14 protein-coding genes and 2 pseudogenes are annotated in these 22,989 nt (G+C 37.5%); 15 read left to right on the forward strand and 1 reads right to left on the reverse strand.

Going from position 1 to position 22,989, the window contains the following annotated elements; genetic code table 11:
* Window positions 1-127 precede the first annotated feature (127 nt).
* The 15 genes and pseudogenes from argC to ACFX5U_RS01230 form a co-directional block, all read left to right on the forward strand.
* A pseudogene (gene argC / locus ACFX5U_RS01160) lies at window positions 128-1,142 on the forward strand (N-acetyl-gamma-glutamyl-phosphate reductase).
* Between the two features lie 504 nt (window positions 1,143-1,646).
* Window positions 1,647-2,915 (forward strand): TonB-dependent receptor plug domain-containing protein, encoded by a 1,269-nt coding sequence (locus ACFX5U_RS01165; protein WP_400262286.1) that lies wholly within the window; start codon window positions 1,647-1,649, stop codon window positions 2,913-2,915.
* A gap of 4 nt (window positions 2,916-2,919) precedes the next feature.
* Window positions 2,920-4,581, forward strand: a complete 1,662-nt coding sequence (locus ACFX5U_RS01170) for a hypothetical protein (RefSeq protein ID WP_400262287.1) — start codon at window positions 2,920-2,922, stop codon at window positions 4,579-4,581.
* Window positions 4,582-4,600: 19 nt separating this feature from the next.
* Window positions 4,601-6,118, forward strand: a complete 1,518-nt coding sequence (locus ACFX5U_RS01175; RefSeq protein WP_400262288.1) for a RagB/SusD family nutrient uptake outer membrane protein — start codon at window positions 4,601-4,603, stop codon at window positions 6,116-6,118.
* A gap of 13 nt (window positions 6,119-6,131) precedes the next feature.
* Window positions 6,132-6,800, forward strand: a complete 669-nt coding sequence (locus ACFX5U_RS01180) for a hypothetical protein (protein WP_400262289.1) — start codon at window positions 6,132-6,134, stop codon at window positions 6,798-6,800.
* A 4-nt stretch (window positions 6,801-6,804) separates the two neighbouring features.
* A complete protein-coding gene (locus ACFX5U_RS01185; RefSeq protein ID WP_400262290.1) occupies window positions 6,805-7,842 on the forward strand; it encodes a DUF5007 domain-containing protein in 1,038 nt (345 codons plus the stop codon).
* A gap of 47 nt (window positions 7,843-7,889) precedes the next feature.
* Complete coding sequence (locus ACFX5U_RS01190; protein ID WP_400262291.1) at window positions 7,890-11,045, forward strand: SusC/RagA family TonB-linked outer membrane protein; 3,156 nt, start codon at window positions 7,890-7,892, stop codon at window positions 11,043-11,045.
* Window positions 11,046-11,122: 77 nt separating this feature from the next.
* Entirely contained in the window at window positions 11,123-12,640 is a 1,518-nt protein-coding gene (locus ACFX5U_RS01195; RefSeq protein WP_400262292.1) for a RagB/SusD family nutrient uptake outer membrane protein, read from the forward strand.
* A gap of 12 nt (window positions 12,641-12,652) precedes the next feature.
* Window positions 12,653-13,387 (forward strand): fasciclin domain-containing protein, encoded by a 735-nt coding sequence (locus ACFX5U_RS01200; protein WP_400262293.1) that lies wholly within the window; start codon window positions 12,653-12,655, stop codon window positions 13,385-13,387.
* 15 nt (window positions 13,388-13,402) lie between these two features.
* Window positions 13,403-14,965: a DUF5008 domain-containing protein gene (locus ACFX5U_RS01205; protein ID WP_400262294.1), complete on the forward strand. Its 1,563-nt coding sequence runs from the start codon at window positions 13,403-13,405 to the stop codon at window positions 14,963-14,965.
* A gap of 60 nt (window positions 14,966-15,025) precedes the next feature.
* Window positions 15,026-16,753, forward strand: coding sequence for a LamG-like jellyroll fold domain-containing protein (locus ACFX5U_RS01210; RefSeq protein WP_400262295.1), 1,728 nt, complete (start codon window positions 15,026-15,028; stop codon window positions 16,751-16,753).
* Window positions 16,754-16,771: 18 nt separating this feature from the next.
* On the forward strand, window positions 16,772-18,784 hold the full coding sequence (locus ACFX5U_RS01215) for a M60 family metallopeptidase (protein ID WP_400262296.1): 2,013 nt from the start codon (window positions 16,772-16,774) through the stop codon (window positions 18,782-18,784).
* A 9-nt stretch (window positions 18,785-18,793) separates the two neighbouring features.
* Window positions 18,794-20,557, forward strand: a complete 1,764-nt coding sequence (locus ACFX5U_RS01220) for a LamG-like jellyroll fold domain-containing protein (RefSeq protein ID WP_400262297.1) — start codon at window positions 18,794-18,796, stop codon at window positions 20,555-20,557.
* Between the two features lie 22 nt (window positions 20,558-20,579).
* Entirely contained in the window at window positions 20,580-21,509 is a 930-nt protein-coding gene (locus ACFX5U_RS01225; RefSeq protein WP_400262298.1) for a hypothetical protein, read from the forward strand.
* Between the two features lie 19 nt (window positions 21,510-21,528).
* Window positions 21,529-21,951, forward strand: a pseudogene (locus tag ACFX5U_RS01230) (discoidin domain-containing protein); the annotation flags it as partial.
* 208 nt (window positions 21,952-22,159) lie between these two features.
* Here the strand turns inward: ACFX5U_RS01230 and ACFX5U_RS01235 are convergent.
* Window positions 22,160-22,984, reverse strand: a complete 825-nt coding sequence (locus ACFX5U_RS01235) for a hypothetical protein (protein ID WP_038695613.1) — start codon at window positions 22,982-22,984, stop codon at window positions 22,160-22,162.
* Window positions 22,985-22,989: the final 5 nt, after the last annotated feature.

A 22,989-nucleotide genomic window follows, 5' to 3' on the forward strand; every position in this document is an offset into this window, starting at 1 on the left:
AAAGTCACCAAAGGTGAAATAGGGATCCATTTTTAACATCCACTCAGTAACATTTACTGTTGGAATAATAGCAGTACTATAACATCCATTGTATAGTAAAACCATCATCTAAACTAAATACTAAAAAATGATAAAAGTAGGAATAGTAGGGTCAGCAGGATATACCGGAGGTGAATTATTACGTGTGTTGATCTATCATCCACATGTAGAAATCATATTTGCCAATAGTGCTTCCAATGCTGGCAACAAAATCTATGAGGTACATAATGATTTATTTGGAGACACTGAGTTAACCTTTTCATCTGATTTTCATTCGGATATTGATGTTTTATTTTTATGTGTGGGGCATGGAGATGCGCGTAAGTTTTTAGACGCAAATCCGATAGATTCCTCCGTGAAAATTATAGATTTATCACAGGATTATCGTTTAAAAGCAAATACCGAATTTCAAGGTAAACAGTTTATATATGGTTTACCAGAATTGAATAGAGATGCAATTAGATCTGCAGCGTATATTGCAAACCCAGGTTGTTTTGCTACTAATATCCAATTGGCATTACTGCCTTTAGCAAGTAAAAGCCTCTTACCCGACCAGATTCATGTACATGCAACCACGGGTTTCTACCGGCGCTGGACAGAAACCTGGTGCCACAACACACTTCTCGTGGCGAAATAATAATTTATCTGCTTACAAGTCTTTTGAACATCAACATGTACAAGAAATTTCCGAATCTTTAGCGCAATTGCAGCAGGGTTTTCTACCACAGTCCGAAAAGACATTATTAGAGCGTGCTGCCGAGAAAATTAATTTTGTGCCTCAAAGAGGCGATTTCACAAGAGGTATTTTCTCCGTTATTTATGTAGATTCTGACTTGTCCGAGGAAGAAGCTTATGAGTTATATGAAAGTTTCTATAACGAACACCCATTTACACATGTCAGCCGTAAGAATATCGATTTGAAACAAGTCGTTAATACCAATAAAAGTATTATTCACCTCGAGAAACATGGAGATAAGTTATTAATATTAAATGCGACAGATAACTTGTTAAAGGGTGCATCTGGACAAGCTGTACAAAATATGAATCTCATGTTTAATCTTGATGAGAAAGCAGGTTTAAACTTGAAGAGTGTTGGCTTTTAGATAAGCCACTAATTCAGGATTATAGATAAAAAGGCTTTGGAATTTTCCGGAGCCTTTTTTTATGGATCATTTTTGTATCGCTAATTTGCAATGATTTGCTAAATCAATCGCCTTTATAAACCATCACCGAATTAAACCAATCATTACCTTAAATAAACGTCTGTATTCCTGTTTCTTAGGTGTAAGAATGACTTTGGACTTCAATATTTGTCGATAGAATTTTCTGAAAAGCTGTTTAAGCAGCTTGAGGAGATACTCTTTCCCATACTTAAATCTATTTGCACTGAATAGTAATACATTATATGTGTTACATAAAGTTTTGCAATCGATTGTTTCGATTACGCAATCGATTTCGTTTATTGGCGGTCATTTAAATTTGATTATTTGTCATATTATTGTTTCCAACTAACAATTATTCACGCTTTTAAAGAGCGAAGAGAAGTAACCATTTATACTAATCAAAATCGTTGCTTCTTTAAATTTTTTAAGCCTAAAAATATTCGGATGAAAAGACTTTTTTGTTTTTTATTTCTCGTCCCGATGTTGCAAAAAACGCAGGCCCGATCATGGGATTTGTGGAAAATGCAACAAGACACTTCTGAGATAAGTGAAGTGGATCAGCAACTCTTGCGAGGAAGATTAAAATCCTTATTGCAAAAGAAGCAGGTCAAGGATAGCCTTAATTTCAAGCAGGTGGAAAGTTTACCATTGGTAAGTATTTCCGAAGTATTGAAAGGTCAAATTTCGGGACTTTATGTTCAAGAGTCCAGTGGCGAGCCAGGCTCTTACAAGAACATGGTCATGCGCGGACTTGGCAGCCCTCTTCTTGAAGTTAAAGATGCCGTGAATGTTCAACCTGCGGTATATATTAACGGCGTGCCGATAGCACGAGAGAATAATTTCACCTATTCTATTCAACAATATCAATTCAATCGAATTGGTCCAGCAACAGACAATTTTGCGGGTATTGATTTATCTTCTATCGAATCTATTCAAGTCATTAAAGATCCAATAGAATTAGCAAAATTGGGACCTCTTGCTGCCAATGGTGCAATTTGGATATTAACAAAACCTGGAAAAGAAGGCAAGCGAGAAATCAGTTTTGATGCTTATGTAGGCTTAGCAACAAAACCTGCAGTAACGCCAGTCAACGCACAGTATGAGAATAAGTTCCGTTCTTCCTTTTATAATAAATATGGAACAGATACCGATCGATTGAATTACCCGGGTTATTTGAGTGATTCGACTAATGTGAATTACTATGGGCCAGCCAATTGGAACGAAGAGTATTACAAAGCGGCACCTATTTATGGTGGAAATTTAGGGATTCGTGGTGGAGGAGATCGCGCCAATTTTGCTTTTATGGGTGGCTATACTAAAAATGCGAGCGCTGCAGATAACACCAATTTCGAACGTTATAATGCCTTATTTAACGTTAATATGGCTCCGTTCAAATGGTTTAATTTTGGTACTACAATCAATGGAAGTCGTAGTATGCGCGATCGTAATCGTAGTTTGCGCGATCGGTTTGGCGAAGCTTCTTATGTACCTGATCTCTCAGTGCCAATATCGCCAAATAAGGATATGTATGGGCAATATCTAGATGTTTACAAAAAAGCACTCGATAATAATTCTGTCAATATGCTAAATCTATTGGTCAACTTAGATTTATACTTATTACCAAATTTAAAATTAAATACAAACCTTGGTGTTGATTATTCAGAAGGGACTCGTGAGGCCTTTTTCCCGGGTTTCTTTAATGGAGACAAATAATTATATGTCAAGTTACTTTGGCTTCAATGAACGTTTGACTTTTAATAGTAGCCTAGATTATAATTTTAATATTCAAGAACAACATAAATTCAATTTTGTACTGGGGTCCAACTATACCCAAGATTTATATCGTTACCATTATGCACGTGCATATGATGGACCCAATGATTTTATTAAGGTAAACGTCGTAGAAGGTAATTCCAATGAGGCAAGCTATTTAAAACCTATTGGAGGATTATATGTCAATCGATGGACTAATCGCGAAGATTTTAGACTACATTCACTTTTCTTAACCGGTAATTATAGCTGGAACAATAAATTGGATATCAACGCAGTGCTTCGATATGATGGTTCGTCTACTATGCAACCCGATTCACGCTGGTTGATGACACCGGCTTTCTCTGCAAAATATCACCTCATCAATGAGGAAGAGGGAGCTAAAATGGATAATTTAAGTATCAAGGCTTCCTGGGCACGTATTGGCAAACCTATTTTTACAAGTAAATATGCCGGAGGTCCTAATTATACCGCCGATTTGAATTGGGGGTCTGAGAAATCGCTCGTTTCTTATAATGGTTTTGCCGTAGCATCTCGTCCTTATACCGAGGGTTGGGTAGGATATGATGTTAAATGGCCTTATACTGAACATGCAGAAGTAACATTGGATGGTTCTTTCTTAGATAAAAGAGCTGATTTTACGGTTTCTTTATATCAGAAAAAGGATATCAATCAGTTGGTCAACATGCCTATACCTGCTGAATATGGTTATTCTGGACAGATCATTAATGGTATGACTGTCCAGAATAGAGGTGTTGATCTCAATCTACACGGCCGTATCTTAAGCAATCCAAATGGTTTGCAGTGGGATGCAGCATTGAACCTGAATTACAACCAAAATAAATTGACGGCTTTGCCAAATGGTAAGCAAGAATTGAAAGTTGGTAATCGTTTGTTAAAAGTCGGTGAAGGAGTTGATCAATTTTGGCTTTATGAAAACAAAGGAATCTACAATACGGAAGATGAAATCCCAGTTACAAATGGCAATAAATTGCAATTTGATGGAGTCGATTTTGCTGTAGGAGATCCTATTTGGAAAGACCAAAACGGTGATTTTAAAATTGATGACAAAGATCGCGTGCTGAAGGGAAATGCAATGCCTAAGTTAGTTGGAGGGTTTAATAATAACTTTAGTTATAAAGGATTTGAGTTGAACATGCAATGGTATTTTGCATTAGGACATAAAGCGCTCAATCAACGCGCATCTACTAAATACGATTTTATAAACGCTGAAAATACAAACTCTTTGGATGGTATTCGCGAGGTATTTCATTGGCAACAGGATGTTGATATCGACAAGTATCCCATTTATAATCCATGGAGCCCTATTGTTGCCTATAGAATCGATCAAGACCTTTTCTTAGAAAATGCCTCTTTCTTAAAACTAAGAGCATTAACAGTAGGCTATGATTTGGCACAATTAAGTTCGATCAAAGAGAAAATGAAGACAGTACGTCGGGCCTATGTTTATATGTCGGGTACCAATTTATTGACCATCACAAATTTTTCAGGTAAAGATCCAGAATTAATCGACTTCAATGGATACTACTCAGGTTATGGGTTGCCTATGTCGCCGATCTTTACTATGGGTATCAAACTGGATTTATAATTATTGAATGCTATTTAAAATGAAAAGATATAATCAATGGGGAAAATACCTACTCTTCATGATAGGTATGACCGTGCTCGGCACATCCTGCAATAAAAAATTAGATATCGTAGCGAAGAATGTAGGTTCTGAAGAAAAGGAATGGGCCTCTATTTCGGATACTAGAGCGCATCTCATGGGTATCTATGGTTTGATGCGTGCGGCCATGGTGGATAATTATGGTCACTGGGTATATGGCGAAATGCGCTATGGTGATTTTAAATCATATTCACGAGCGGACTTAAAAGCTGTTGAAGAAAATAAGTTAAAGTCTGCCTATCCCATGATCAAGGGATTGACAGATTGGCGTCGTTTTTACGCGGTTATCAATGCTGCATCTCTGTTTATTGAGCGCGCACCCGAAGTCATGAGAAAAGATAGTCGCTATACCGAACGTGATTTGAAATATGATATAGCGCAAGCGAGAAGCATCAGAGCGCTGATGTATTTTTATATGGTAAGGATATGGGGAGAAGTGCCTTTATTGAAAAACTCTTATGATAACGGGACTTTCGAGGAAGTCGGAAAATCAACTGAAGCAACAGTATTGGCCTTTGCCGAGGAAGAGCTATTAATAGCCGCTCAAGATTTACCGTATCGCTATGGATTGGGCTCTCAGACTTATTATGGTGAGTATTATTCGGTCTGGGTAGGAGTGTTGTTCAACAAAATGACTGCTTACTCTCTGTTGGCTCATATTGCAGCTTGGCAAGGAAAATACATTAATGCGGATGTATACTCTAAATTCGTCATTGACAATCAAGCGGAATCTATTTTGGATTTATTAAGTGTTTCTAACTTAGTCAATCCAACTGATGGTTTATTTGGACCAAGTACGCGCGCGCAGATCTTGGCTGTTCGGGCTTCCTATGAACTGGGAGAAGCGACAAATACGGGTCACTTGGAATCCCTGACACTAGGCTATCCAATTGTGACAAAAGCTAAACCAGATATTTATGTAAATCGTGATACCATCAATAAAATCTTCGATGATACCAATGATACACGCTTTGGTATTGATTCGGTTTCTGGCTTGGTGAGAACAAACTACTTTACCAATTATAATGGAGATATCCCGATTTTCAGCAAGATAAAAATTATTCGTAATGGTTCCGGTGACTCAGATTTCTCGATTTTCGGATCCAACTTGGTGTTTACACGCTTAGAGGAAATCTATTTGCTACATGCTGAAGCCAAGTACGTTCTTGGTCAAAAGGATGAAGCAATCAAATATTTAAATATGATTAAGGCCCAGCGTGGATTGGTCCCTCATATTGCCAGTTCTCCGAAAGATATATTAGAAGAAATATTTTTAGAACGTAGACGTGAATTAATGGGAGAAGGTTGGAGATGGTATGATCAGATTCGTTTGGCCAAAATCAAAAAGAATAATGTGACCTTAAATTCATTGATCGAAAATGGCGGGATTTATTGGCCAATTTCTTCGGATGTTTTGGAACGAAATTCAAAATTATCACAAAATTCTTATTGGAAATAAACGAATATAAACCATGATGAAAAGAACAATATATCTCGGTATTTCCTTCTTGCTCTTGTTAGCAGGGCTTGGAGCTTGTAAAAAGGGAAATACGTATTATGAAGACTATCAAGTGAAATATACTTCATATGATGGTACGACATTACAATATTTGGAGGATCAAGGGTCTACATATGATTCGTTATTGTTAGTGTTAGAAAGAGTGCCAGACTTACGTGCAAGATTGAAAGATCCTGCGGATACGCTGACATTTTTTGCGATGACCAATAATAGTTTTAACAATGCTATCGATGGTATGAATGCAATCAGAAAAGCAGCAAATAGACCTTTTTTATACTTGGAAGATGTACCACAAAAATTGATGGATACTTTAACCTATCACTATGCTTTTGATGGTATATATGATACCGACAATCTGAAAGATTTTGTGGAAGGGAAAGTCATCCAATCTATCGATGATTATCGCATGACCTTGAAATACAAAGTGAGCTCTGCCTCAGGGATTATCAATGGAGGTCAGCAACAGATTATCTTAAGTGATATGAATAATTCTATCTTTCAAAGGTATTGGCAAGAAAGTAATACTTCGGTCGTCAATATCAGAACAACGAATGGAAGGTTACATATTTTGGCTCCTAGCCATAATTATGGATTTTCTAAATTGGCCACATACCTAAAATAATCATATGAAATTAACAAGTGCTATTAGAAGAGTAGTTCTATGCGGATTGGGATTGTTCGTATTGGCTTCATGTAAGAAAAACATCCCTAGCGACCAGGACTCTTTGGGGGAAGATGTGGTCTATAATACCAATATATTTGAACCCTTATTAGGAAGAAATTCCTTTTTCAATAATATTGTCAATATTGGTCAAAATACTTCCCAACCCTTGACTTTTAAAATTGTCAATGTGCGTGATATAGATGGTCAGCCTACGACGCTTTTTAATGATAAGTTTCCTGTAAAAATTTGGAAAGAAACGTATACCGGTTATGAGAAATCGATAGAAGAAATAGAAAGTAAACGCAAAACGGAATATCGTCCGTTACTGGAAATAATGGAAAAATCTGGAAATATTAATTTCTGGGGTCAGTCTGCTAACTCTAATTTTGTGAAAACACAACCTGACTCTGGTTATGTGTTTGATGTCGAGTTGACGAATACAGGTGGTCGTCGTTATTTACGCAATTTTAGATTAAAACCATTGCGTGAACGTCCTTATGAACCAAGCTTTAAAGATCCAATAACAGGATTGCAGGTTTTTCCTTACGCTTTCGTCTCAAAAATGTCGGGCAATATGCGGTCTGATCGGACCAATTCGGTCTTGTTTTATTCCGATATTCATGTGTATTTTAACAAGTTAGAAAGTAAGTCTCCAGGTTCGAAAACCTTAACAATATCCTTTTTAGATTCGTTAAACCATACGATTGATCCTAAGAAATTTGCAGCGACCGATTGGGAACATTTAGTTCATGGATTCAATCATCGTTTTGAGAACAACAAGGTCGTCTATGATGTTGCATATCCAATACCTTTAACCAACCAAATGACAGCTTATACAGATGAGACTGGATTATATGCCTACATGCAATTTAAATTTCTACGTAAAGGTGATTTTGGTATAGTAGAAGATAATTATTTTGGATTGGACTTCGGTATATACGAAGAAGGGGATTGGGAAATTCAATTTCGCTTCCCTAACGAATCTCCGAAGTTTGATTGATAATAGACCAATTGATTTAGCTAACAATTATGAAACAATATTGCATAATGATAATTCTTTTTACCAGTATGTTGGGGAATGCCTTGATGGCACAGACCAAGTTGGTAAAAGGAACGGTTAAAGGAGCCGATAATAAACCTTTAGCTGGGGTTTCCATTCGTATGGAAAACCCAAAAAGAGACCTTGGAAAGACAGGTGGAGATGGACGATTTACCATTTCTGTACCTGTTGATGGCGTGATGATCTTTTCTTACCAAGGGTATGGTACAGTGAAGGCAACAGTCACTGCTTCCAAAAATGAATATAACATTGGAATGGAAAGTAAAAATCAAGAAATTGATGAAGTTGTCGTTGTTGGATACCAACAACGTAAACGTGAAACTTTGACAGGTTCTGTTGTCACCATCTCCGGTAAAGAAATTCAAGATATTCCTGCAGGTAACTTTGTAGACTTATTACAAGGTAAAGTAGCGGGGATGAATATCCAGAACAATACGGGTAGCCCGGGTATGCGTGGTTCGATTGCTGTACGTGGTATATCTAACTTTAACGTTTCAGGAAATGGCGACAATACATTCTTGACACCTACTTCTCCTTTATTTGTAATCGATGGAGTTCCTATTGATGACAACTCCGGTTATGAATACGGTTTTGAAACGGCAGGCCCAGGTATATCACCAATTTCCATGATTCCACCTGAGGATATCGAAGATATTACAGTATTGAAAGATGCACAAGCAACTGCTTTATATGGCTCTCGTGGAGCATATGGGGTAATCTTGGTAAGAACAAAACGTGGTAATTCCAAAATACCACTTGTACAATATCAAGGTCAGTTCTTTATGAGTGCTGTACCAGAGCTCCGTCGAGTAATTGGTGGACGCGATGAGCGTATGATTCGTGTAGACCAGATTTTAAGAAATGACACCACGTTAGCTGCGGCACTTAAGCGTATCAACGATGCACCAATGTTGGCCGATAGTTTAAACCCTTATTATAACAATTCGACCGATTGGCAATCTTATTTTTATAGAAATACCTATAATCAAACACATAATGTCAATATCTCAGGAGGTGAACAAGTGTTCAACTATAAGGTGAACATGAACTATTATGATGAGAATGGGATTATCGCAAATACCGGTTTTAAACGCTATACGGTACAATCAAATATGCAGTACGAACCGAATGAGCGCTTCCGGATGATGGCTAATGTAAATACCAATTTAGCGCAAAATCAAATGGGTAGTGGTAATGCCATGATGCAAACCGGGGTAGGAAAATCTGTTAATACGAGTTCCTTATATCCAGCACCTTCTCTGTTTTCAGGAAGTATGGGCGCATTGTCCGCTTTGAATGTCGATGATCAAAATAAAACCGGAAACTATGTCGCGCAAGTAGAGGTGCAATATGAGCCATTTGCTGGTTTACGTGCTAGTTCTACCTTTAACTATAATTATACGACAGCAACTAAGGATCGCTACACGCCTGAGCAATTACTGGGCAATAGTTCAGAAATCTATGGTTATTATGATAATAAGAGTAAGGTGTATAACCGAAACTTACTTTCTTATGTAAAAGCAGTGAATGAAAAGCATGTGTTTAATATATATGGATTTACAGAAATGGAAATCTCACAATCAGCAGCTACATTAAATAAAATTAGAGGAACAGCAAATGATCAATTTCAAACTGGGATCAGCTACAATACACGTAAGACAATAGGTGGATTGTTGAACAATTTGAACAACTTTCGTTCGATTGCATATGCTGGAAACTTTTCATATAACTATGACTCGAAATATATTGTGGATCTAACCTATCGTGTTGATGGTACTTCGGTTACTGGAGGTTCTTCTCCTTGGACTGCCAATCCTTCTGCGGGATTCCGTTGGAATTTCAAAAAAGAAAAATTCATGGAAAACATCTCTTGGTGGGATACTGGATTTTTGAGAGGATCTATTGGACGTACGATTCAACCAACAGGAACGCTGTCCGACTTATATGGATGGTATAAAATCGATGACGGACGTTATAACAATAGACCTACAAGTTCTTTGGATCTTAAAAATGCGCCAAATACTGAATTGGTTCCACAAACCACTACACAATGGTCGGTGGCAGCTGAATTGGGCTTTTTTAATAGCGCTTTGTATTTGACTTACGAAACGTATTATAAACAATCGGATAAAATTTTGAGACAGAAAGCAATTGCTAATCATAATGCATTTGGAAATGTATTGACCAATGAGGCGGCTATGGTAAACATGGGTCACGAGGTGTCATTAAATTTTAAACCTAAATTAGCCAATTCGGATTGGGATTTAAGTGGTACGGCTACTTTTGCCCTAAACCGTGATTATACTACTGCTTTACCAGACGGTGCTAGGCAATTAATCCAACCTGATAATGATTCTGGTTATAATCTACCGCAGTTTTTTAGACTCGGAAGAAATCCATTGACGTTTGTATTGTACGATTATAATGGCGTTTATAAATCTGATGATGAAGTTCCGGTTAATCCTTTAACAGGACAGCGTTACCGTGCTGGCGGTGAGTTTTCTGAAGGAAAATTCTTCCGTGCAGGGGATCCAATTTTTACAGATTTAAATGGTGATTATATTCTAGACGAGAACGATTTGGTTTTCGTCGGCAACTCACAGCCTGCAATGACCGGTGGACTTTCCATTTATACGCGTTATAAAAACTGGTCATTACGTACACAGCTATCTTATACTTTAGATCGTGATATCTTAAATACAGCTTTGACAGATCGTTTTAGAAATTATGATAAGCCTACCGGGCTGAAAGAGGACGATATTAAATATATGGCAGGTGCTTATGTACCGTTGGACTCATATAATGTATGGCGTCAATTGGGAGATAACGCAGAATATCCAAATGTTTCCGATTTTACGAGATTGGCCCTATATAATCCTTATCGCTATAACTCGACGATGTTTTTAGAGGATGGTTCTTATCTGAAAATTAATTCAGCTACTCTAGGTTATAATTTTGATAGAAAATGGATTCAGCGTTACGGTTTAACTTCTGCTAGGCTCAATTTTACAGCCAATAATATCTATACTTTCAGTAAATATGGAGGTCCAGATCCAGAATTGGTAACCGGTGTAGGCCGTGATGGTTCTAATGGTTACCCAAGTAAGCGAACTTTTTCTTTAGGGGTCAGTGTACAATTTTAATCGGATCATATCATGAATTTTATGTTTAAAAAACATGAATATTCCATATGACCATTTAAAAGTAAAATTATAAACATATGAAAAAAACATTTTTATATACATTATTGTTAGGAGCTTCTTTGAGTTTATCTTCTTGTGGGAAGGATTTTTTGAATATCACGCAAGTAGACAAATTAACAGGAAATAACTACTGGACATCGAAGGATGATGTCGATCAGTATATGGGCGGAATATATTCTACCTTTCGATCAGCTACCATGAGTAATATTTTTTTCCCAGCTTCGGGAGACATGCGCTGTGCACCGGTCAATCGGACTAGTGCAACTTCAGGTGCGGGGAGGGATTATATCAGCTACTTAAGACAGAATAATCTAAATGCTATTATCGCAAGAAGTCCTGAAGAGGTTGACAATAACTTTTCATACTTCGGATTTCCAAAAATCACTAAATGGAATGAGTTTTATAAAATGGTACAGAATGCGAATATCCTATGTTATCAGATTGATAATAAGGATATGCCGTTCTTGTCAGAAGAGCAAAAAAAGGCTTATAAAGCAGAAGCTATTTTCATGCGCTCACTCGCTTATTTCTTCATGGTACGTTTATATGGCGATGTGCCCTATTATACCACAGTGAATACAGATCCGTTACCGAGAACGAATATGGTTACAGTGCTGAAAAATATTGCTGCGGATCTAGATGCTACAAGTGCAGACTTACCTTGGACTTATGATGATCCTTCTATCGTTGCGGTTAAAGCAATGCGTGGTAGTGCATTAGCACTCAATATGCATGTGAATATGTGGATAGCAGGTTTTACCACTGAAGGTAAACAGCAGTACTATGAGCGTGTTGCAGATATGGGAAAAGAGTTGATGGAAGAAAATGGTGGCGCGTACGAATTGTTAAGCTTAAGTCGAACCAAAGAAATATTCAAAGGTCGTACTAAAGAGGGACTGTTTGAGATTGTTCAAAACTTCAATTATGGTGAAAGTTTCCATTTGTCTGCGGCTTATTCGGACTATGTGTTACATGCACCTAATAAAGTGACCACAAAATCATATATCTATTATGATCCTAAATTTATGGAGAAAATGTATCCAGCTGCAGAACAAGATGCTCGGAAGTTATATTGGTTTGATGAAGATATCTATGCAACAAATGGTGATTTTCAATGTTTGAAATTTGCCAACGTATTTATGGAAGAGGGTGAAGATAATAACCCAGATGATAACCAAACGGTCTTCCGCTATTCGGATCCAATTTTATTGCGTGCCGAAGCATTAGCAGAACTTGATCGTGATGAAGAGGCACGAAATGTGGTGAATGTCATCCGTCGTCGTGCCGAAGCTTCCATAATAAGTGATTCTGGAGATGATTTGAAAGATGCAATTTGGTGGGAACGTGTACGCGAGCTGCTTGGAGAGGGTAACTTTTATTACGATTTAGTACGTACCAAAAAAGTAATCAAGTCGGAATATACGACTGCTGCAATGTCTGTCGGTGCTTTTAATGCTGGAGGTTGGACTTGGCCAATTGATAAGTCGGCTTTGGTCAACAATCCATTCATGCGATTAAACAATTATTGGAACTAGATGAAAATGAAAATGAAAAATTTATTCAAAATTGGCGGATTTTTCTTATTGCTTGCCGTGATGGTTTCGAGCTGCAAAAAGGAAGATTTCATAGATACAGGACTTTATGATCCACACTATAATGGTACTATTTGGCAATATTTGGAAAGTAGACCAGACTTGTTCGATACACTGACCGTTGCGCTTAAAATTGCTAAACTCGATGAGGTATTGAAAAATGAAGAGGTAACTTTCTTTGCGCCACCAAATCAATCTATCCTAAAGTCGGTGTGGTTATTAAACGAATCTTTATTTCGTACAGGGGAAGATTCCATCACAACTTTAGATCAAATCAAACCAGAAATATGGCGTAAATACCTTTCAAGATATATTATTAAAGGGAAATATGTGGCAAAGGATTTTAGTCAATTAGATACCTTAAAGTTGGATTCCTATCCGGGAGGTATCTTTAAAACGCTGGATGGTACCGATATGAACATTGGAGTATTGTATAATGATATTAGAGCTTCAGAAGATCAATTGATTAAGTATGCAGGATATAGACAATTGTACATTAATCTTCCATATTCGATTCCAGGGTTAGAAGAGTTTCTTATGCCATATGTGACGGCTCCAGTGGCTACTTCGGATATTCAACCTAAGAATGGTGTATTACATGTGTTACAATATTCTAAACATGCGTTAGGCTTTAGGAAATTTCTTTTTGCAGAAGATGCATTGATTCAGGGAATAATAAAAAAGAATTGATTTAACTGAATGATGATGAAAAGATTTAGATTAAAATATGTTTTATATACAGGAATGATATTGGCATTAGCGGTATCATCTTGTTCAAAAGATATTGCGTTGGGGACTGACCCTTATGCAGGTGGTAAAGGGTCATTGGGAATCGGATTTTATAACAATTATGCCTCCCAAGAAAGTGCCAAGCCAGGTGAATTGGTAGATTTCTATGTGAAAGGAATCAAACCGTATTTAGATGATATCGAGTTTTCTATCAATGAAACGAAAGTGGAAGTCATATCGGCTAAAGACTCATTGGTAACGATACGTATACCTGAAGAGATTTCTTCAGGAGAAGCTAAAATTATCGTAGATGGTCAAGTGTTCTATGGACCTCGATTAGAAATAGAAAGTAATATGACATTGGATGAAAACTATGGTGTCGTCAATGGCTTCGTAGGTGCTATCTCTGATATGTTACCCAATTCGGGTGGCTATATTGTCGTTGGATCATTTTTCAATTTTGAGAATGAGGCTGTTTTAAATGTAGACGAAAGTAAAAAAGTGTATCGTAATGGTATACATTTTATTAATGCCGAAGGAAAAACAGGAAGTGGGATGTCTTTTGGAAGGGGTGCTGAAAGTGGTGGTTTTATCAATTCAGTCACGAAAATGACAGATGGTAAATTTATGATCGGAGGTGGTTTTGGAACCTTTCAAAAAAGAGGCGCTTATAATATCGCACGTTTAAATGCCAATGGTAGCATGGACACGACTATCGTCGATGTAATCAATACGACAGATAATCCTAAAAACTCGAGAGATACGGTATCCGCATTCAATGGAGGTGTTGTAACTTATCCACTATTAAAAGTATTTGGGGTATCGGAAAATCGGGTGATTGCTGTAGGTAATTTCAAAGAGTATTACAAAATTGATTATACCTATTCTTCTAGAGATAACAGGAAATTTGTGGTTACAAAAGCGAAAAATGTGATTCGGATGTTGCCTGATGGCTCTTTAGATTCAACTTATGCGATGGAAAATCTGGGAGCTAACGGCTCAGTATTAGATGCGACAATGATTGATAATGAGCGCGTTGTGGTGATTGGAGCATTTACCTCTTACAATGGGAAACCGGCTCCAGGAATTGTTTGCTTAAAATCGGATGGTTCAGTAGATCCTAGCTTCAATATCAGTGGACATGTCGAGCGTATTTTCAGTGTAACGTATAATGCGGAACAGAAAAAATTAGCAATTTCAGGTATTTTTAATGCCTTAGGGGGTCATGCCAATGGTGTAGCAATCATCAATACGGATGGTACTGTAGATAAACAATTCGTGTTTGGTGATATTGGTCTTGAAGTAGCCAATTTTGCCCAGGTATTGAATAATGGTCGTGTTATCGTTAAGGGAACTTTTAAAACGTATGATGGTATCCCTAGAGGTAGCTTAGTTTTATTGGAGAAAGATGGTTCTTTATTACAAAAATATAATGGACAGGCTCCTTTTGCAGGAACTATAACTAAAGTTTTGGAAACTAAATCATCATTAGGAGAAACCAGCTTTGTTAATCGGGGGAGGCATTTACCAATATGGTAAGAAATCAATTGGAAATATTCTCCGATTGGAAGTGAAAGAATAACCAAAAAAGAACCTATTATGAATAAATATAGTCACGTTTTTAAAAACATAATATATGGATTAGGAGGATTATTTCTCTTAACTGCATGTAATAAAGATTTTCCTAATTTGTTGCAGAATTTTAATGCAGCAAAGGATAGTCCAGAGAGTAAGGATAAAGTATTATTAGTCATAGTAGATGGCTTGGCTGGATCTGTAGTACAGGAGATAGCGCCAGTTAATTTAACGGAAATGACGCGCAATGGATTGCTTACTTTTGGTAGTTTGGCGGATCCAACAGTAGATTTTCCAATGACCAGTGAATCCGCTGCTTCGACATTACTGACAGGGGTCAATGCAAATAAAAATAAAGTGACCGGTCAGGATTTGTCAACATTAGATTCGGAAAAATATCCCACTGTTTTTACGCGATTAAAAACATTGAAAAACCAAGAGGTCTCAAGTTTATATACGTCTTCGGAAGCTTATTCGACCTATTTGGGAAAAGATGCGCACGTGCAAATGAATGCCAATGACGATGGCGTTATAACAGCAGCGATTACTGGTCTTGCGACCGATTCGGCAGATTTAAATGTCGTACACTTAACGGCTGTAGACAAGGCTGGAGTAGCTTCAAAATACGATGCATCTGCTGCGGCTTATGTTGCCGCCATTGAAAAAATGGATAAACAGGTGCAAGATATGGTCAATGCAGTGAAAGCTCGTGAATCCTATAAAAATGAAAACTGGTTAGTAGTGGTCACTTCTGGTAAAGGGGGTGATTCGGAAGAACCTGTTACGGATTTTACGGCCTTTGGCGATAGTAAACGCCATACATATACCTTAATGTACTCTCCAAAATTTGTTAGAAAGATTCTTCCAAGACCTAATGCTAAGGATGTACCATTCGTAGGTAATGCGACGCGGTTTACGTATTCTGGAAATGGTAAGGTAACCGGGTCATTGGATGATGCTAAGAAGTTTAATTTGAGTACAAATGAAGACTGGACCATTACTTTTTTTGCAAAACATAATGTGGCGAATTCAAATTTTAATTATGCAACTTTTTTTGCAAAACGAGCAAAAGGATTTGAAGGGACTGGATGGAATATATTTTCAGAGAGTGGGGGTTGGGGATTTAATAGCTCTTTCGCACCTCAAACTTTTGGAAGTTATATTAATGATGGCGAATGGCATGCTTTGACCGTGGTAATTAAGAAAAGTGGTAGCCAGGATTCCATCTATATGTATACAGATGGTACTAAAAATGCAATAGCAGGAAAAGTATCTCAAAATGCCCTTAACAGTGTTAATTTTGATAATACCATTCCATTGACTATCGGATATACGCAACGTGATGGAGATAACTTGGATATGTCTATCAGCAATGTGCAGATCTATAATAAAGCCTTTACTCATGATGAGGTAAAACGTTATGGTGGTGTTACACATATCGATGAAACGTTTCCTTTTTGGGATAACTTGGAAGGCTACTGGCCAGGATACGACGATGTAAACGTGAATCGCTTGACTGAAAAAACAGGCAAAGCAGATAATTTTAATTTGAAAGGACCAATTTCTTGGGTCAGTTTTAATGAATTGGTGCCCTTTTTTCAACCACCGATTAATGAATCTTTTTTCCGTCAAGTACCTAATGCAGTAGATGTACCCTTTATGATCTATCAATGGTTGGGGGTATCGGTGGAGAGTGCTTGGCAGCTGGATGGTAAAAGTTGGAGCCCTAAGTATGCTCAAATTAGAAACTAATCGATTAATAAGACCATTATGAATAAAAGAAATATAATTTTCGCAGCGCTTTTTGGGATGGCGAGCTTAGTTACATCCTGTGGAAAGGATGGCTATGATTTTAAAAATGGTTATCAAGAGGGAGACGATCTGGAGTCTCCGCTGATGACCGATACGACAGCGGGCAAGGTGGATAAAAGTATGTACAGTCGTGCACGTATTTATCCTGGCTTGGTGGGAGAAAATGTCAATAGAATAGCAGATACGACGCTATCCATATTAATGGATAAAGAATATATTACTCCGTTTGAATATAAAGTAAGTAATACACCTCCACCTATCTATAGCACCGGATTATATGCCCCAGCTGGTGAGATGGTGCGGATTACGGTGCCAGAAGGGATTATTGGCCTGACTGTACAGGTAGGAGTACATACCGATAATATTACGGGTAAAGATGCGCCACGAAGAGACAATATCATTTATACGGTTAAAGAATTATTCCCAGGGGTCAATTATGTAGGTAATCTATATGGTGGAACAATCTGGATTCATAGTACTTTTAGTAGTACAACGCCTATCAATCTAAAGGTTGCCAATGCGGTTAAGTCTACCGATTTTGTGTTAGGAAAATCTTCAGTAGAGGCATGGAAGAAGGAGGTACTGGCTCAGGACGTACCTTGGATGGATCTGATTGGTAAACGATCGGCATTTTCGGTTCCAAGGTCATTAGTGCTTAAGTTTATTCAATCAGGAAGAATGGATCAAGTAGATGAAGCCTTAAAATTATGGGATGCTTCATATGAAAAAGATTATTACGATTGGATGGGGTTATCTCCTAATGCTGCAAATCCTATTAATCGCTATCCGAGCCTATGGGAGCGCGGTGTTATGGATATTCACCCGTCAATGGGATATGCACACTCGGGAAATCCATGGATTATGCAGGAGGATGAGTATTGGTTGGAAGAATTAACCAATCCAGCTACCATTAAAAAGGGAGCATCTTGGGGAAGTTATCACGAAGTAGGACATAATTATCAAGCCTCTTATTCTTGGAGCTGGACAGATCTGACTGAAACGACGAATAATGTTTTCATTTTTAATGCTGCCCGAAATCGGGGAGAAACCAATCGTACGCTGTTTCACCCAGCTTTGGAAACAGCAATTCCTAATGCAATTGAATACGCGAAATCTACGGGAGCCAAAAGCTTTTCAAAATTTCCAGAAGGGTTTGGATTAAACAGTGATAATGAGGCTTTTGCTCGGATTACGCCATTTTTGCAGATCTTTGATAAGGTAAAAGGTAAAAAAGGGGAATCAGGATGGGACTTTTTTCCTTTCATTTACACGAAGGCAAGAAATGAAAACTTTACAACGACGATAGATCAAGCCAAAAGGGATTATTTTTATCGTCAGCTCTGTGAGTTTGCAGGATTAGATTTCAATCGTTTTTTCATTGCATGGGGAATCCCAGTCAGTGCAGCTGCAAAACGAGAAATGCGCACAAAATACGACCCAATGAAAATGGCAATATGGGAGTATAATCCCCTGACATATACCGGAGGGGATGCACCGTTGACACCGAAGTATTATTTACCAAGTGGAACATTTGAATTTACTTCAAATGTATCGACGGCTACTGGTGAAAGTACGGGTAAGTTCTCCGCAATGACAGATGGAGATCCAAAAACATATTGGCATACATGTTATTCGGGCTGTGCTGTACCTACTGATCTACCTGTTGAATTGGTCATGAATATGAATGAAGTCAACGCCTTTAAAGGTTTCTTTATCCAAAATAGACAAGGAGCTACCTTCCAAACGAAAGTAAAAGTACTTGTCAGTCGTGATAATAAAACGTGGACAGAGATGGGCACTTATGCACTAGCGAAAGAGTCTGAAACGACGGCCCAAAGAAATGTGATTAGAGAATTAACTTTTGACAAAATGGTGGAAGCACAGTTTGTTAAATTTGTGTTCCCGGACAAAAATTTGGTCGATCAAAATCATGTAGCACTTGCTGAAATTGGCGTATTTTATGATATTTAATGTAGCGTTATGAAAAGATATTTAAACCGATTAAAAACAGCAGCCTTATCATTAGGGTTCCTAATGATTTGGAGTAGCTGTACAAAATATGAAAACCCCCCTGCTATTTATGAAGAGTACGAGCAGGAAGGAGATATGCAAGTAAAACGGAAGGTATTATTTATATCTATCGATGGTGCAGTTGGCAAGGAAATTAAAGAAATTATGCCAACTAACATTGCAGAAATGTTGAAGACAAGTAAGTATACTTTCGATGCGATTGCAAATGATAATACAAAAGATGCGGCGTCTTGGATGTCGATGATGAGTGGGGTAACCTATGATATGCATCAAATTGAAGATGATTCCTATATTCCAAAGCCTAATGAAAATAATCCGCATCAAAATGCTGCAGGTTATCCCTCAATTCTTTATAGAATGGCAACGATATCTCCAGGAATAAGAAAAATGGCAGTGGTTAGAGACAAAGCGTTAACGACGAAGCTGTTGATAAGTGCTGATGAAGGGTATGATGAGCAGTCTGATGAAGAGGTGAAAAATCAGATGTTATCATTGTTGGATAAGAAAAATCCAGATTTTGCTATAGTCCAATTTAAAGATGTATTAGATGCGGGTGTGAAAAGTAAATTTTCTGCTTCTTCAACTGTATATACAGATGCCGTGAAAAAAGTAGATGGTTATATAGGAGAAATTCTATCAGCAGTAAAAGCGCGTAAAAATTATGAGACTGAAGAGTGGTTAGTCATCATTACGAGTAATCATGGTGGTATAGATCAATCTTATGGAGGTAGTTCTTTTCAAGAAAGAAATACATTCGCAATTTTTCAACATCCAAATTTTGAGGGGTTGGAATTGAAATCAGAATTGATGAAATCGATGCGTTTTTTTGGATTTTATGATTCAGGACAAACGAGTTATGCGTACTACGGACCAGATGCATTTAGAGGAAGAAATAGCCCTGTGTTAGCAGAAGAGTCAATTTACGATTTGGGTAAGACAGGTGAATTAACGGTTGAGGCAAAGATAAAAATGAACCCAACTAATGGTACCTATGATTATGCTTCAAATACTCCTTTTTTAGGTAAAAATCAAGCAAGAACGGGGCAAACTCCAGGATGGACTTTCTATAGAGCTGGTAATAATGTCACATTTTTTGTTGCTGACGGTGCTACTTCGATGGAAACCAGTATGGGGCCTGTTTCAAGTACTGGAGAGTGGGCTCACCTTACTGCTGTTATTTCAAAAGTAAATGGTGTATCGACCGCAGTGTTGTATGTTAATGGTTTGAAAACAGGTCAAATGACAAATACAAATCTTGACCTTAAAAAAGTAGTTACAGCAACAGGTTTGACCTTCGGTTACTATCCTTATATTTTTTCAGGACTTCCAAATGATCTTCAGCTATGCGATGTTCATATATATAACAAAGCAATGGACGAAGAAAGTATAAAGAAGAATGCTAACCGTATTGGTATTCCTGATGCCGAATTATCTAATCCAAATCTTATCGGTTATTGGCCAATGGATGAGCTTGTGAATAATAAATTTGTAAATAAAATTAGCGGAAACCCTGATATTACTGCTCAAGGTACTTCGCGACTTGTTCTTACAGGTAATAACCTGCCTTATGTACCGGAAAATTCGATTTTAATTCAACCTCAGGATTATTTCACTCAAATTTTCTACTGGTTGGAGATTCAACCACAGAAGGAGTGGGCACTTCAAGGACAAGTTTTCTTAAATAAGTATGAAATAGAATTTTTAAAACCTTAATGCTTTGCTAGTCATGATGAAAATGAAAAGAACGATGAAAATCAACCAGCTCATGCTTCTTGGAGGAATGTTACTGGCATTTAATGCGTGTAAAGAAGAAGAATTGATATTCCCAAAGGATGTAGATTCAAACATTGAAGTTACAGAAAAAAGACCAACGGCGAGACCAACCAATTTAACGATGGTTTCGACCTTTAATCAAAAAATAGAGATCTATTGGCCACTACTTAGTGATCGTGTTTCCAAAGCTGTTATTTCTTATGTGGAGGGGGCAGACAAGAAGGTACTAGAAGTAACTAAATTTGATGAACCTACGATTATTGCTTTGGAAGAAGTGAAGGCGCATCGATTCGAATTGCAGTATTTTACTACGGATGGAGCAAGTTCAAAAAAAACAATTGCAGAATTAACTCCTAAACCGTTTGAAGTATCCTATAGATTGGATAATATGCGTGCGGAAAAGGTGGAAGGGGGAGTTCAAATTGTGTTTCCAAAAACTTTGGAACGTAGCTTGAGTTACAAAATTGCCTATCAGGTGGAAGGCGTAGCTAAAGAGAAGTTGATGAATGGCGTGTCGATTGATACGATTGTAATCGATAAGCTTTTTGACCAGACGAAATTGATTGATTTTACAGTTTCTATCGTCGATGCTGAATTGAATAAAAGCGATTCTAAAGTGCTACAAATGTCACCAGGTATTCTTCCTTATAAAACCATCATTCCATCGTTTCTATTTAATACAACGGGTGCAAAAACGGGAGCGGTAACTTGGACGAATGATATCGAGGAAATCGTGACGGTACAGGTGGATTATGTGTCAGATGGTGTCTCTAGGTCGGTCAAGATTGCCAATGATTTGGCAGCTGGTATTCTTCCTTTGAATATGGGCAACCAATTCAGTAATTTGACGGTGAAGTTGACGGGTAAGGAAGGTACATCGGTTTCTATTTAGTCCATTATCGGAATATGGTGATCAATCATCTTGGAAAATATCTGTTTCCGATGAGCAGCCTGGTGATGGAGGTGGAGCTGCAGCGTTGATAGATAAAAATGTCGAAACGTTTTGGCATTCTCAATATGATCCAGAAATAGCATTTCCACACTGGTTTTTGATAGATTTTGGTAAACAAAAGCCGCTAGCTAAAATTAGTATGATGAAAAGAAGTGGTCAAACAAATGGATTTGTTGCTTATAATATTGAAGTTTCGTTGGATGGAACTAATTTTAAGAAGGTTGCTAATGATTTAACTTTTGACCCAACCGCTGATAAATGGCAAGATTATTTGTTCCCAAGTATTGTTGATGCACGATTTGTCCGTATCACGATGACTAAACCTAAGAACGATGGTGATAATTTTACGCACTTAGGTGAATTTAGAGCATTTGGATATTAGTTCAAATCTAAATACAAAATTAAGGGGCCTTGCATAAATAGCAAGACCCCTTAATTTTTGGAATAATCCTCAAAGGACCTTTATCGTATTACCTTACTTTACGGCATAATTTTTCACGAATTGTTCATGCCCTATATTTCACATACAATGGAGGACATAAAAAAAGGCTTCGGAATTTTCCGAAGCCTTTTATCTAAATTTATAAACCTTATTGGGCTAATAATTTGATATCTCTTTCTACAGAAACATTATCTCCAGTAATGGCATTACCATCTTTATCCACTAAAGTTAATTTAACTTTTACATCACCCATTGGTAATCCTTTAATTTCGTAAGGACCCCAATTATCCAATGTGAATTGTTTACCGTTCACATCAGCAAGCACTTTATTACCATCAGCAGCTAAAGTAGTATTGACAAGGAAAAAGTCGAGCAATAATACTTTCGTATCTTCACCTTTATACTCTCCCTTTGGACGGCTATAAAATAGGGAAGGAGCAGTTACTGCAGCTTCTTGTACTACTTTTGCGTCTTTGTCAATTTTAAATTTAACCAATTTTGATGCTTCTGTCGTTTTTATCGATTCATGGTATGAGCGCGATAAGAATGACATCAAATAATGTTCAGAGTTCAATGCCACAGTCACTGTATGTTCTGGTTTATACAAAGCCGCATAAGGTTTGTTATCCAAAATGAAATGGATGTGTTGTCCATCATGTGAATTAGCCATATGATGATCATGTGCAGTCTGCTCTGTTAATTTAAAATTACTAACCGTATAGTTGACCGTAACTTTAGCAGAGTCAGTACCCACCTTCTCAGAAGTAATGGAGGCAATTTTTAAATCAGCGCCCGGAAAAGCTTTTGAATCAGCTACAGGAGTAACAGTGATATCGGTACCAGAAGTGCTATCAGTAGAAGCGATAGAATCTTGACCTGTTGTCGTCGTTTTAGTTGCGGTATTCTGACATGAAGCTAGCGTTCCTCCGATCGCGAGTACTGCCATTGCAAACTTTAATACGTTTTTTTTCATAATTG

Origin of the sequence: Sphingobacterium sp. SG20118, assembly GCF_044740685.1 — a bacterium.
Lineage (GTDB): Bacteria > Bacteroidota > Bacteroidia > Sphingobacteriales > Sphingobacteriaceae > Sphingobacterium.

Excerpts from the sequence above, each read along its gene's own strand:
- ACFX5U_RS01165 (WP_400262286.1), top strand. The coding sequence starts at position 1,647 with ATGAAAAGACTTTTTTGTTTTTTATTTCTCGTCCCGATGTTGCAAAAA.
- ACFX5U_RS01200 (WP_400262293.1), top strand. The coding sequence starts at position 12,653 with ATGAAAAATTTATTCAAAATTGGCGGATTTTTCTTATTGCTTGCCGTG.
- ACFX5U_RS01215 (WP_400262296.1), top strand. The coding sequence starts at position 16,772 with ATGAATAAAAGAAATATAATTTTCGCAGCGCTTTTTGGGATGGCGAGC.
- ACFX5U_RS01195 (WP_400262292.1), top strand. The coding sequence starts at position 11,123 with ATGAAAAAAACATTTTTATATACATTATTGTTAGGAGCTTCTTTGAGT.
- ACFX5U_RS01190 (WP_400262291.1), top strand. The coding sequence starts at position 7,890 with ATGATAATTCTTTTTACCAGTATGTTGGGGAATGCCTTGATGGCACAG.
- ACFX5U_RS01220 (WP_400262297.1), top strand. The coding sequence starts at position 18,794 with ATGAAAAGATATTTAAACCGATTAAAAACAGCAGCCTTATCATTAGGG.
- ACFX5U_RS01235 (WP_038695613.1), bottom strand. The coding sequence starts at position 22,984 with ATGAAAAAAAACGTATTAAAGTTTGCAATGGCAGTACTCGCGATCGGA.
- ACFX5U_RS01225 (WP_400262298.1), top strand. The coding sequence starts at position 20,580 with ATGAAAAGAACGATGAAAATCAACCAGCTCATGCTTCTTGGAGGAATG.
- ACFX5U_RS01175 (WP_400262288.1), top strand. The coding sequence starts at position 4,601 with ATGAAAAGATATAATCAATGGGGAAAATACCTACTCTTCATGATAGGT.
- ACFX5U_RS01185 (WP_400262290.1), top strand. The coding sequence starts at position 6,805 with ATGAAATTAACAAGTGCTATTAGAAGAGTAGTTCTATGCGGATTGGGA.
- ACFX5U_RS01210 (WP_400262295.1), top strand. The coding sequence starts at position 15,026 with ATGAATAAATATAGTCACGTTTTTAAAAACATAATATATGGATTAGGA.
- ACFX5U_RS01205 (WP_400262294.1), top strand. The coding sequence starts at position 13,403 with ATGAAAAGATTTAGATTAAAATATGTTTTATATACAGGAATGATATTG.
- ACFX5U_RS01180 (WP_400262289.1), top strand. The coding sequence starts at position 6,132 with ATGATGAAAAGAACAATATATCTCGGTATTTCCTTCTTGCTCTTGTTA.
- ACFX5U_RS01170 (WP_400262287.1), top strand. The coding sequence starts at position 2,920 with ATGTCAAGTTACTTTGGCTTCAATGAACGTTTGACTTTTAATAGTAGC.